Raw genomic sequence first — 14,460 nt, forward strand, 5'->3', positions numbered from 1 at the left:
ATATCAATATGATGAAATTATCAATTTTAGTCCTTCTATTATCATGCTCCTCATTAACTATAACGTTTGCTCAAGATAAAGCCGCAGAAGAAAAGCTGGCATATATTAAGGTAATTACCGAACGTTCTGATAAGATTGTTGCGAAGATTGGATTAACGAATGAGAAGAAAATAGAGAAAGTAAGAAACATCATCAGAGATCAATACAGCAATTTAAACGATATTTATGCTAATCGCGATTTAAAGATTAAAGATCTTAAAGAAAAAAATGCCTCCAATAAAGTAGAAAGAGATTCTGCGCTTGCAAAAGCAAACCGTTTGGTAGAAGCCGATTTGGCTAAACTCCATAAAAAATACATCAGCAAATTAACTGCTCAATTAACTAATGAGCAAGTGGACTTGGTTAAAAACGGCATGACTTACAATATTCTTCCAATTACTTATAAAGCATATCAAGAAGAAATTTTAACCTTAACCGAAGATCAGAAAAAGCAAATTATGGTTTGGCTAATCGAGGCCAGAGAGCATGCTATAGATGCTGAATCATCAGATAAAAAACATGCTTGGTTTGGCAAATACAAAGGAAGAATTAATAATTATTTATCAGCTCAGGGTTACGACTTAAAAAAAGAAGGAATAGAATGGGAAAAGCGAAGAAAAGCCGGGGCACAGGCTAACTAAAAAACACTAATCAGATAAACTAACCAAATAAATTATGAATTTTAAATTTTTACGCTTCTCATGGGCGTTAATGGTCATGCTATTTGCTTTTTTTGCGGTTTCTGCACAACAGAGACAAATAAAAGGTAGAGTAGTAGATAAAAAAGACGGCCAGCCTATCCCTGGTGCCAGTGTTGGCATTCGGGGAAAAACCAACAATGTAGGCACCAATGATAAGGGCGAGTTTGCATTAGTTGCAGATCCATCAACCGATGCGCTTGTATTTACTTATGTGGGTTACGTAAGGCAGGTAATTGTACTGGAAGGTAAAACCACGCTTGAGGTAAACCTTGTAGAAGATTCTAACGGACTCGATGAAGTTATTGTTGTAGGTTATGGAACCAAAAAGAAATCAGAAATTTTAGGTTCGGTTGCCAATATCAAGGCAGAGGAAATCCAAGACTTACCTGTTGCCAATATTGCTGCAGCGCTTAGAAACAGACTTCCGGGCGTGGGCGTAAATACCGTATCAGGTAAACCAGGATCATCCATTACCTTAAACATTCGTAATTCTACCTCTTCGGAGCAATCTCAGTTATACGGAGTTACCTCAGAGCCTTTGTATGTAATTGATGGTATAACGGTTACTAGAGATGAATTTGATAATATCGATATCTCTATGGTAGAAGATATTTCATTTCTAAAAGATGCATCTGCAGCCATATATGGTGCTTCTGGAGCCAAGGGTGTAGTTTTAGTAACTACAAAAAGAGGAAAATTAGGCAAACCTAAAATTAGTTATACAGGTTACGCTGGTTTTCAAGATAATACCAGTGAGGTTAAAATGCTTAGCGCATTTGAGCACGCAACTTTATTAAACGATGCGAACAAAATTAAAAATGCACCTACTTCTTCATTATTTTCAGATGCAGATTTGGAGGTTTTAAAAAATAACCCAAATAAAAGCTGGTTTGAGGAACTTTGGAAAGTTGCTTCAACAAACAGACATAATATTAATATTTCTGGTGGTTCTGATGCCATTACTTTCTTCGCCGGAGGAAATTATTATAACGAAACCGGTAACTATGGAGGTATTACCTATAATAAATATGCTTTTCGTTCTGGTATGAATGCTAAAATTTTGCCAGGTTTAACGGCAGATGTTACTTTAAATACCGATTTTAACAAGAAAAATAGCGATACCTATAAAAATGGTGGCGAGAATGATCAGGCCTTTTTTCAGCAGTTGATTACCACTCCATTATGGGTGCCAATTCAAATTGATGGGAAGCCGGTTAATTATAACGGAAACACAAATCCGCTGGCTGTTATAAATTCGGGAAATAATATTTTCACTAAATCTCAAGGTTTAAATATTAATGCAGCCTTAAACTATACTCCAAGTTTTATTAAAGGCTTAACTGCGAGTGTTCGCTTTGGTAAAAACAACCGCAGCGGTAGTAGTGGCCAATATATTCCACCTTACACTACCTACAACTTTAAAATGACAGGCCAAAACGGGCTTTTGTACACCAATGAATCTACTGCAACAATAACCGCAGTTGGGTTAGCAAATACCCTTTTATTAAAAGGAAACGACTCTGGTTCTAGCTACCAAGCCATTGGTTCATTAAATTATAGTCGCCAATTTGGCAAACACTCTGTAAGTGCTTTGGCGGCTTTCGATCAGTCTGAAAATAACAGCGAATCACTTTCTGTTTATTGGAGAAATCAGGTTTTACCTAATGTTAAGGAATATTGGGGGTTCGATCAATCTACTTTTACAATGCAGGAGAATACCTTTGGTGAGGCTGTTCAAAGATCTTATATTACGCGTTTTAATTATGATTACGACAAAAAATATTTGCTAGAAGCAATCGGTAGGTTTGATGCTTCATCAAATTTTGCGCCTGGTAACCGATGGGGTCTATTCCCAAGTTTGGGTTTAGGCTGGGTAATTAGTCAAGAAACTTTTTTTAAGGAAAATGTAAAATTCGTAAACAACTTAAAGGTTCGTGCCAATTATGGTTTGGTAGGGGAAAGCCGTGTTGATGCAAGGTTATGGCAATCTCGCTATAAAGTTGATCCTAACGGTTATTCATACAATGAAGTGCTTTATGGCGGTATAAATCCATCAATATTGCCAAATCCAGATATCACCTGGGAAAAATCGAGAACAATGAACTTAGGGTTAGATGCAACCTTATTTAACAACAAACTTAACATCACCTACGAGTTTTATCACAGGTATTCTTACGATATGTTTGATAAGGGAAACAATGAAAACTTCCCTATGTATGCTGGTTTCGAAGCTCCAATTGTTAATTATCAAGAAAGAACTGCTTGGGGGCATGAAATTTCGATGGGTTACCGTACTAAATTTGGCAAAGATTGGGGCTTATCTACAGATGTTATGTTTGGGTTTAGCAACAGCCGAATCGACAGAATGTTCTACAATGAATTTCAGCTGTGGGATACAACGTATCCAGATTTAAAATATCAAGTAGGTACAAACCCAAACATTTATAATTCTTCCAACTACGGGCTTATTTCTAAAGGAATGTTAAGAACGCAAGGAGAGGTTGATGCCTTGCTAAATAAATATCCAACCTATACAATCAATGGTTCTGTGCCACAGGTGGGTTGGCTATATTATGAGGATATCAATGGAGATGGTAAAATCACCGAAAAAGATCAAACGATTATGTATAAATCTCTAAATTCTTTTGGGATGGGCTTTAACGTTGGGGTTACTTACAAATCATTTAGTTTAAATACCAATTTTGTTACTCGTTTTGGTGGCAAAGCATTCTTCGATACTAAATCTAAAGCACCGGCAAGTACAACAGTTAACGTACCTGCCTATTGGAAAGATCACTGGACACCAGACAACACAAGCGCAGAGTTTCCGCGTTTTGATGATCCATCTATCGCCGCAGGCTGGAATTCTACATTTTGGGCAAGAAGCGGTACAATGATTAGAATAAACAATATGACGCTTACTTATAAAATGCCTAAGAGTTTTATGAATAAGTTAGGTATAGCAGATTCGAGATTTGTATTAACGGGAAACAATTTGTGGACAATTGTTAATCCATTAGATTATAAAGATCCGTATTCATCAACAATATATGATTATCCAACGCTGAGAACAATTTCAGTAGGTATCAATGTAAGCCTGTAATGGTATTTAACTTAAATCAAGCTAAAAATGAATTTTAAAACTAAATCAGTATTGGTAATCGGAATGATGTCAATGCTCCTTATATTTTTTTCGTCCTGCAAAAAAGACTTCTTCGATTTAGAAGATCGAAACGGAATGGACTCACGCATTTGGGATAACGAAGGTTCTATCCAGTTTCTTTTAAACGATACCTACGATGTTACGATGCCAGATTACCCTTATGAAATAACTGCCGATAATGTAATTTATGCCAGCGATGAAGATAAATTTTCATCTTCGGAAGCTATTATGCGTAAGGCCATTGGTGTAAACGGCATATTAACCTCAAATGACGTAAAGTTTATTGCTACAAAGTATCAAGGCAATAAAGGTGATAATAGATATTTCGATATATCTCGCTGCAACACAGCCTTAAAGGAAATCCCTAATGGAACACTTTCGCAACTTTCAAAAGATAAACTAAGAGGCCAATTCTTTGCGCTAAGAGCTTTTAGCTATTTTCAGTTAACAAGGCTTTATGGTGGTGTACCATTGGTTTTAGAACCTCAAGACCCTGATAATATAAAACTTTCTGGACGTGCAAAAGCTTCAGAATGTTTTCAGGCTATTGTTAACGATTTGGATTCTGCAATGAAGTTACTTAACGGCGTAACTTGGGTAGATGCTACTGAAAGAGGTAAGTTTACTCGCCAAGCAGCAGCGGCACTTAAAGCAAGAGCACTGTTGTATTGGGCAAGTCCACAGTTTAATCCATTAAATAATCCAGCTCACCCATTTGATCAAACCAGATGGCAAAAAGCCTACGATGCAAATAAACAAGCTTATGATATTTGTAAAGCAGCAGGCGCATCACTATTGCCAAACTATTCTGATATCTTCCTTAAAGAAGGAACAGCAAATCCTGAAGCTATTATTGTACGTTCTTATTCAAGTAAATTATCAAAAAGAGGCCAAAATGTAGAGCAGAAAAGTAGACCAACCGAAGAAGGGGGAAATGCATCGGCCTTTACACCAACACTGCAACTTGTAAACGCTTATACAATGAAGGATGGAGTACCTGTTGGTCAGCCGAGTTCACTTACCTACGATCCTGTTATTTTTTGGGTAAATCGCGATCCACGTTTAGATGCTACAATTGCTTACAATGGCAGTACCTGGAAATTAAGTGGATCAGCATCTAGAAAACAATGGAGCTATAATGGAGGAATTACCGAAGCATCTCCACAAGGTTTCTACCTAAAAAAATTCTGCGACCCTGATTTAGCCAAAGGATCTGTTATTAATGCGAATGATTTCGGTGGAAATGGTTTAGACTGGGTAGAATTACGTTTTGCTGAAGTAATTATGAATTATGCAGAATGCGCAAACGAAATTGGAAACCTGCAAGAAGCGAAAGATTTAATTAAATTAATTAGAGTGAGAGCAGGCATACTGCCGGGTACTAAAAACTACGGTTTGGATTTAGCCACTTCTAAAGAGCTTATGCGTGATTTAATTTTGAACGAACGTATGGTAGAATTCTCTTTCGAAGGCAAAAGATCATTCGATTTAAGAAGAACACGTCGTTATCATTTGTTAAGTGGCCAAATGCAAACCGTTCAATGGACCATCAAGTCTACAGCTTTAAAAACAGAGCTGGAAGCGGTTGGTACAAATGGCATTCGTTTTAGAGAAGGCATAAATGTTAATGATCGCACTACTTTTGATAAATACTTTACATTATCTAATGTAAATCTGGGTGCTACTGGTTTTGGTGTATTGGATACTTATTATTTCTATGCTTTACCATCAACCTTTATGAATTCCAGTCCTTTATTAGATCAAACCATCGGATGGGATGGTGGCACCTTTGATCCATTGTAACCACATATTCACTATTAAATAAATTCAAAATGAAAAGAAATTTAAAATATGTAGGCCTATTGTGCATGATGGTATGCCTTTTTATCGCTTGCAAAAAAGAAACAACTAATATATTTAATATGTTTTCTGATTTGACCGTTACCTATTCAGCCAAGAGTCCTTATGCAGTAACCGATTATAAAGATGTAAATGTGGGCGATAGTGTGTATTTGGAGTATACAATAGAATCATCAAAAACAGATATGTATGTTGCCTGTATTTTTGAAACTTCCTCTGCCATACCTACAAAAATTGCATTGGATGATACGCAGAGAAAGAAATATACCGGTGTAGTAAAATTAAAAATGGATACACGCGTTGGTAAAATTTCGTATAGAATATGGGCTTTAGATAAGGGCGGTATTTATTTAGGGGATGGTTATAAAACAATTACTTTGAACGTACTTCCTGACTACAAGTATTGGGCTCAAAGAGAAATCTTTATTCCTGATTCTATCGGCAAAGCTTCAAATTCTTACATTTCCTTAACTGATGGACAGCTTTTTAGTTACGCAAATGGTAAAAGTAATACCGATAAAATTGATTTAGGCATTTATCGAGTACCAGCAACCGGTGCAACCAGTGCCAATGGTTACTTTTATAATGTTTACGCTCTAGATGCTAATCCACTTCCATTTACTGCTTATGATATTAGTACATGGACAAATAAAAGAGCAACTTTAATGGCTGCTCCGAAAACAGGGCAGGCATCAGCATTTTTAAATTTAAGAACCGGAGCTCAGATTTTAACAGCAGGAAAAAGTGCTAAGCCCACAGTGAAAGCCATAACAACTGGATTAATTGCCGGAAGCTTATTTTACTTCTTAACTCCAGAAGGTAAGTATGGTGCATTTTACGTAAACTCTATTTCCAGCAATAATTCATCAAGAGGTGTTTTTATGAATGTTGATGTGAAAATTCAAAATTAAAAATCTTAGCTTGAGTAAAAGAGAATAAGTTAGATTTTAAATTCATAATTACTTAAACGAGGCATTGAAAAATGCCTCGTTTTTTGTTTTAAAAATTCACCTATTTTTTTATTTAAGAATGTTCTATTTATATATGAATTTATTTGTACCTTGTTTCATTGTTTTCAAATTATCAGTTGATTTGCTGTAAAACTATATTGGTTTAGATAATATCGTACAATAGCTAGCCAAAATTATAGAATAAAGCACCGTGATTTGATTGCAATTTTGAATTGTAATATACTTTCTAACCAAAAAAAATTACTGAAATCAAAACTATAGATGAGCCGAAATTTTCGATTCCATATAATGGAGTTTTTCTAAAATGAATTTTTGATTAACAATCTCGCCATTTCAAAAGAAATCAAATAAAAAAACTTAATACTTTTTAGCAGTCAGAATTAGAGGGAAATAATTGCGATTTTAAATATCGAGCAGATTAAAATCTGATTTACTTAATATTTGATTCAACTATTAGAGAGGATTAAAAAACTAACCAAATAATAAATATGAACTTAAAATTTTTACGCAAAATTTCATTGTCTTTGCTGGTCATGTTACTGGTAAGTACAGTACTCTTTGCTCAAGACCGGAAGGTTACGGGTAAGGTTGTAGATCAATCAGACGGAACGGGAATTCCCGGCGTTAACGTAAGCTTAAAAGGAATTCCGAGCAACGTAAGTACCAATGCCGATGGGGTTTTTACCATTCAGGTAAAATCCAATACCGATGTTTTGGTGTTTTCATACATCGGCTATGTTAGGCAGCAGGTTACCGTTGGAACACAATCCAACATCAACGTAAAATTGGTTTCAGACAACAAAAACCTCGATGATGTAGTTATTGTGGGTTATGGTACACAAAAGAAGGGCTCATTAACGGGATCAATCTCTACTATAGAATTGAAAAAAGTTGAAGACATTCCAGCACTGAACTTAACTTCGGCACTAAGAGGAACTGCACCAGGACTAAGTGTTTCTGGCGGTTCGCAACGCCCGGGACAAGGCACAACAATTACCATTAGAAACCCAGTTGCATTTGCTAAAGACGGTGGCCAGGGAACAAATCCTTTATTCGTAATCGATGATATTATTAGAACTCAAGCAGATTTCGACGCGTTGGATATTAACGAGGTTGAAAGTGCTACAGTTTTAAAAGATGCTGAAGCAGCCATTTATGGTGTTCAAGGTGCAAATGGCGTAATTATCGTTCGTACAAAAAGAGGGAAACAAGGTGCTCCGAAAATAAATTTCAGCACATCTTTGGGTACTTCAAACGCTACTATTTTGCCCAAAATGATGAATTCTTCTCAGTTGGGTAATTTTTTAAATGATTATACTCAAGCTTCGGCTTACATACAAACTATTCCGGGTACGCCTGTTAACAATTACTATAATGCGGATGGTTTCTTAGTTACAGGTGCAACAGGAGCTATTGCCTCTACAAGAAACCCAGTTTGGTACACGCCAGATGAATTGGCTTACTTTGCCGATCATAGCCATAATTATTTAGAAGAAGCATTTAATACGGCTTACGTTTTTCGCTCTGCATTAAATGTTAGCGGTGGAAATGATAAAGTAATCTATTTCTTAGGTGGCGATTATGTAAATCAAAACAGTAATTTCAAGGGTATTAATTCTTATAAATATGGTTTAAGAGCAAGTGTAGAAGCTAAGCCCGCTAAAGGATTAACAACATCATTAGCCTTAAATACAAACATTAATTACAGCAGAAGTTATTGGTACAAATTAACCAGCACATCAGAAAGTTTAGATAACGATGCTGCATCCTTACAGAATATTCAGCCTTGGCAGGAATATTTTATTGATGGGAATCCTGTTGTAATAGGTGGGAGTAATACTGGAGGTAACGATAACATCAACTTCTTCCAAATTCAGAATTCTAATAATTATACTGGTGGCTCAAGTACATCAACCAATATTTTGGGTAAAATTACTTACGAAATTCCTGGCATAAAAGGCTTAACCGCTACAGGAACAATGAATAAAAACTTAAATAGCGCTAACAATAAACAATTCGGAACAACCTTTACTTATTATAAATATGCAGGAACAGGTGCAAATGCTCATATTCCTGGAGGAACGCTTTTAGCAACCTATAAAGTAATTAATGGCGACAAAGTACGTTTAACCCCTACATTTGCAAATAGTTATCAGTTAGATGCAGGTTTAAACTACGACCGTTCATTCGGTAAACACAACATCAGCGCCGTAGCACTTTTTGAACAAAGAGAAACGAATAGCGAAGGTGTTGCTGCAGAATCTACAGGTGTAGTTACTGGTGGTTTAGATTATCAAACCTTTACAACTGGTGCGCAAAGTTCTTCACAATCTTCTATGGTTAGCCAATTTGGTTTTCAATCTTTTATCTCGCGTTTAAATTATGATTACGATAACAAATATCTAGTTCAATTAATTTATCGTGCGGATGGAAGCTCGAGATTTGCACCTGGGCGTAACTGGGGTAGTTTTCCAGCAGTATCTGCTGGTTGGGTTGCTTCGAAAGAATCCTTCATAGCAGATAATTTCAAATGGGTTGATCTTTTAAAATTTAGAGTTTCTGTCGGATTAACTGGTACAGATAATACAAGACCTTATCAATATCAAGCAAATTATAACTTAGGTACTGGAACAAGCGGTGGTGCAGTATTTAATGAAGGGGATAGAGGAATCGCCATCAGACCAAACGTGGCCATCCCTAATGAGTTTGTAACATGGGATCATGTTTTAAAAACCAATTACGGCGTGGATATGGCTTTCTTAAAAAATCGCTTATCGTTCTCTGGCGAATACTACTGGAACAAAGGTTACGATTTATTAACCACGCTAAGTTCTTCAGTACCAGCAACAATTGGCGGTACTGTGCCAACAGAAAATTACAGTAGAGTAAATATGTTCGGTTACGAATTTTCACTAGGATGGAGAGATCATATCGGTAAGGATTTTACATACAGCTTTAGTCCTTTTTATACTTGGATGGATAATAAGAACATTAAAATCGATGTATCATCAGGTATCGCCGGAACCGTTCAAGATTTATCTGGTCAATCTAGCGATGCAGGCGTATTGGGCTATAGATCTTTAGGCATCATCAGAACTCAGGCAGATGCCGATGCACTAATTGCGCAACGTGCTGCTGCTGCTGGTGGAGCACAAAATGTTAAAATATTTGGTCAGGCGTTACAACCAGGTATGATTAATTATGAAGATGTAAACGGTGATGGTATCATCTCTACTGATACAAAAGATCAATCTTACATCACTAAAAGACAGAGCAATCACAATAGTTTAGGATTAAATTTTAGTGTTGGCTATAAAGGTTTCAACATGAATGTAATCATGGGCATGTCTTGGGGAGGTTGGACAGCAATTGATGGTTTATAACCTGCAAATCAATCTAGTGCGGCAACTGGCGCATCAATTTACGATAACCGAGCAGTATATTGGGTAGATCATTGGACACCAACCAACACTGGTGCTACTTATCCTAATCCTTTCTTCAGAAGTAATTTTGAAGTTACCTCAGATTTTTGGTTGGTTCGTGCAACGAGTTTTAACGTAACAAGTCTTAACTTAAGCTATACCATCCCAACTACTTGGGTGAATAAAGTTGGTATTGCCAGTGCGAGAGTTTACGCGGTTGCTACAAATCCTATTCAATTTATTAATCCTTTTCCAGATGGTTATAGAGATTTGGCAACTTCTTTATACACGTACCCAACACTTAAAACTTGGTCTTTTGGTTTAAATATTGGATTTTAACATTTATCGACATGAAAAAAATACTTATCATATCAACAGCATGCTTAGCCATATTTTCATTAAGCAACTGTAAAAAAGTTTTAGATAAACAAGATCTCGGAAACTTCACTGCAGATCAGGTTTACAATGATTCTACAACTACAAAATTGAGTATGGATTACCTTTATACTCAAAATCAGCCAAGCTGGTTTGGTAATTCTGGTGGTGCTATTGGTGCTGCTGGTACCTATAATTTAACTGAAGAAACTCAAGGAAGTAATGCTTATGTGCAAGGAACCCTAACTATGGAAAGTGTTGGAGATATTGCAACATCGAATTCATCAGGAAACAATTATGGTAAAATTCGCACCATAAATATGTTTATTAGAGATGTAAATGCAGGTACAATGGCATTGGCTACAAAACGTCGTTTTACCGCTCAGGCATATTTTTGGAGAGCTTATCGCTATTTCGAATTGGTAAAATTATATGGTGGTGTTCCATTAATTACTACACCACTAGATGCAGTAGGTGATGAGGCTAAAGCGGCTGCTTTAAAACCGCGTAATAGCACCACAGAAACTTTTGCTCTAATAAGAAGTGATTTAGATTCTTGCATTAAATATCTCCCGGTTAGATGGCCACAACAATTAGATTATGGAAGAATAACCTCGGGCGCAGCCACTGCTTTTCTTGGTCGTGTTTTGTTAACCTATGCGAGTCCACAGTTTAATCCAAACAACGATATGTCTCGCTGGCAGGATGCTTACAATGCAAATAAAAGTGCCGTAACAATACTTTCAGCAAATAGTTTCGGTTTATATGCTAAATGGGATTATACCATGTGGACAACTGAAGGCGGTAAATCTGATGGTTCGCCACAAAACCCTGAAGCTGTTTTGGTTACAGAATATAACACTCAAACTACAGATAATGGTGCAGCACCAAATTCTTATGATAACTCTGCCCGTCCAAAATATTTAGGCACAACAGGAGGTTCATTCGCTCCAACTTATGATGTTAGTTTGGCTTTCCCAATGCTTGATGGAAAACCAGCTACAGGAACTGGCGCATCAACAAAATACCCATACAGCTTAGCAACATTTTATAAAAATAGAGATCCAAGATTTGGAGAAACAATTGCCTATAATGGTCAGGTTTGGGGCTTATTAAATAATCCAAACTATCGTTTATGGACCTATTTTTATTATACAAATGCAGGAGGCACAGTTAATAAATCTACCGAATCTGCAGCAAGTTCATCCGGTTTCTATTTAAGAAAAGGCGTTAATCCAGCACTTACCTTATCTAATGTAGCAAATGCAGGAACAGACTGGATTGAAATCCGTTATGCAGAGGTATTGTTAAATTTAGCCGAATCTGCAGCCGAATTAAGCAAATTGGGTACTGCGGATGAATCTTATGCAGGATTAATTGCCTTAAGAAAAAGAGCCGGAATAGAAGCTGGAGCAGATGGCCTTTATGGATTAACTGCTGGCATGGGACATGATGCAATGATTACTGCAATTATGAAAGAAAGACAAATTGAATTGGCTTTTGAAGGTAAAAGGTATTGGGATTTGAGAAGACGTAAATTACTCGAAAGCACATTAAATGGAACGAGAAGAAGTGCAATTACGATCCTATTGAAAAATACGGCAACATCTACAGATTACATTTTAACGAATAGAGATGCATCAGCAGCTGCTTCATTAGATGCACTTTACGCAAGTAGCTTCACGGTAACGACTAAAGTTTTGGATACATACAATATTGCTTATCAACCTGCTGGGTATTTCTTCGGAATCCCGACAGCTGCAATTCAAAACAATGTTAACCTACAACAAAATAATACATGGGGTGGGCCATTTGATCCCTTGAAATAGAATCTAATGTTTTCAGAGCGCCCGCTCAGCGCTTTGTATTTTTTTATATTTGGTTTAGAGGAAGCGAGAAATTGCTTCCTCTTTTTTATTTAAGAATGTTACATTTATATATGAATTTTATTTCTATCTTGTAACATGGCTGTGATAATGAGTTTATAATGTTACAGCTATTTTTTTGAATTGATAACATTGTACAATAGCTAGAGAAAATTATACAGTAATTAGCCTTTTTTACCGTTTAAATTTGAAAGATAATATACTTTCTAACCAAAATTAATAACTCGGAATATCAATAGAAATGAGCCACAATTTTATATTTTTATATAGATTTATATCTGTTTAAAATATTCGCTTAAATTCATTGCCTTTCCCAACGAGCAAAACACAAATGAAAAGAACCACTTTAAATCTGTTGTTATCAGCAGCATTAATACTCTCGGCAAATTATACTTTTGCACAATACCCAAACATTCCTGCAGACGTTAAAAAATCATCCGATTCGATGATGAAAGAAGCTTACCGTCAATCTGATGTGGCTTGGGAAAAAGCAAAGCCAATTATTTTAAAAGAAGAGAAAGAGGGAAAACCTTATATTCCGTGGGCAGCCAGACCAAATGATTTGCCACAATCTGAATTGTTAGCATTTCCGGGTGCAGAAGGTGGTGGTGCTTACAGCTTTGGTGGTCGCGGTGGGCGAGTTATCGTTGTAAAAAACTTAAACGATAGTGGCCCCGGTTCTTTGCGTGATGCATGTGAGCAAGGCGGAGCGAGAATTGTCGTTTTCAACGTTTCCGGAATTATCCGCATTAAAACACCATTAATGATTCGTGCACCATACATTACCATCGAAGGGCAAACTGCTCCGGGTGATGGTGTTTGTGTTGCCGGCGAATCGGTTTGGTTAAATACGCATGATGTAATTGTTCGTTTCATGCGTTTCCGTAGAGGTGAAACTTTTGTTGGTCGCCGTGATGATGCAATTGGGGGTAATCCGGTAGGAAATATTATGATCGACCACGTTTCGGCAAGCTGGGGCTTAGATGAAAATATGTCGATGTATCGCCATATGTTTAATGACAGTACTGGCAAAACCGAAGAGAAGTTGGGAACGGTTAACATTACCATTCAAAATTCAATTTTTTCTGAAGCATTGGATTATTGGAATCATGCTTTTGGTTCTACATTAGGCGGAGAAAACTGCGCATTCGTTCGTAATCTTTGGGCAGATAATGGGGCTCGTAACCCATCAATCGGGTGGAATGGAATTTTTAATTTCGCAAATAATGTGGTTTTCAACTGGAACAATCGTTCTACAGATGGAGGCGATTATACCGCACTTTATAATATCGTTAACAATTATTACAAACCTGGTCCGGTTACCGATTTAAAGGATCCAATTTCATATCGTATTTTAAAGCCAGAATCTGGTCGTAGTAAATTGCCTTATGTGGTTTTCGGTAGGGCTTATGTTGCCGGAAACATTATCGACGGGAATGAAAAAGTAACTAAAAACAACTGGGATGGTGGTGTACAATTGGAAGACAAAAAAGGAAGCTTAATGAATTTTCAACAGGCTTCTCCATATTTTGCAGCGATGAGATCTAACAAAGCTTTTCCGATGCCTAAGATTTCTATAATCCCAACTCTACAGGCAAAAGATTATGTATTGGCAAATGCAGGTGCAACTTTACCGAAAAGAGATCCTGTTGATACTCGTATTGTTAAACAAGTTACAACAGGAAAAATCGAAGTTCATCCCGATGCTAAGCCATCTGCATTTCAATTTGAACACCGCAGATTACCGGCAGATTCTTATAAACAAGGTATCATTACCGAAATTTCTCAAGTTGGTGGCTACCCAGTCTACAAAGGAACGCCATACAAAGATTCTGATGATGACGGTATGCCTGATGCTTACGAATTGAAAAATGGTTTAAACCCTAATGATGCTTCTGATGCTTCAAAAATAACTAAAAGTGGTTATTCAAACATTGAAGTTTATTTAAATAGTGTTGTTCCAGTTTCAATTGTAAAACCCAATTAAGGTTCATTTAGTCATTTCAACTGAAGCAAAATATAATGGAGAAATCTTTAAGCTAC

8 protein-coding genes are annotated in these 14,460 nt (G+C 36.6%); all 8 read left to right on the forward strand.

The window, feature by feature from the left end:
* Positions 1–8 precede the first annotated feature (8 nt).
* The 8 genes from H7U22_RS02220 (at position 9) to H7U22_RS02255 (ending at position 14,404) form a co-directional block, all read left to right on the forward strand.
* Entirely contained in the window at positions 9–680 is a 672-nt protein-coding gene (locus tag H7U22_RS02220; RefSeq protein WP_248284655.1) for a DUF3826 domain-containing protein, read from the forward strand.
* A 34-nt stretch (positions 681–714) separates the two neighbouring features.
* Positions 715–3,843, forward strand: a complete 3,129-nt coding sequence (locus H7U22_RS02225; RefSeq protein ID WP_187069719.1) for a SusC/RagA family TonB-linked outer membrane protein — start codon at positions 715–717, stop codon at positions 3,841–3,843.
* Positions 3,844–3,870: 27 nt separating this feature from the next.
* Positions 3,871–5,706, forward strand: a complete 1,836-nt coding sequence (locus H7U22_RS02230; protein ID WP_187069720.1) for a RagB/SusD family nutrient uptake outer membrane protein — start codon at positions 3,871–3,873, stop codon at positions 5,704–5,706.
* Between the two features lie 29 nt (positions 5,707–5,735).
* Positions 5,736–6,674, forward strand: coding sequence for a hypothetical protein (locus H7U22_RS02235; protein ID WP_187069721.1), 939 nt, complete (start codon positions 5,736–5,738; stop codon positions 6,672–6,674).
* Positions 6,675–7,222: 548 nt separating this feature from the next.
* Positions 7,223–10,117, forward strand: coding sequence for a SusC/RagA family TonB-linked outer membrane protein (locus H7U22_RS02240; RefSeq protein WP_187069722.1), 2,895 nt, complete (start codon positions 7,223–7,225; stop codon positions 10,115–10,117).
* Between the two features lie 150 nt (positions 10,118–10,267).
* Positions 10,268–10,495, forward strand: coding sequence for a hypothetical protein (locus tag H7U22_RS02245; protein ID WP_187069723.1), 228 nt, complete (start codon positions 10,268–10,270; stop codon positions 10,493–10,495).
* Positions 10,496–10,506: 11 nt separating this feature from the next.
* Positions 10,507–12,360: a RagB/SusD family nutrient uptake outer membrane protein gene (locus tag H7U22_RS02250; RefSeq protein ID WP_187069724.1), complete on the forward strand. Its 1,854-nt coding sequence runs from the start codon at positions 10,507–10,509 to the stop codon at positions 12,358–12,360.
* 388 nt (positions 12,361–12,748) lie between these two features.
* A complete protein-coding gene (locus H7U22_RS02255) occupies positions 12,749–14,404 on the forward strand; it encodes a pectate lyase family protein (protein ID WP_187069725.1) in 1,656 nt (551 codons plus the stop codon).
* Positions 14,405–14,460 lie beyond the last annotated feature (56 nt).

The sequence above is a fragment of the Pedobacter fastidiosus genome (assembly GCF_014306625.1).
In the GTDB taxonomy this organism is placed as follows: Bacteria; Bacteroidota; Bacteroidia; order Sphingobacteriales; family Sphingobacteriaceae; genus Pedobacter; species Pedobacter fastidiosus.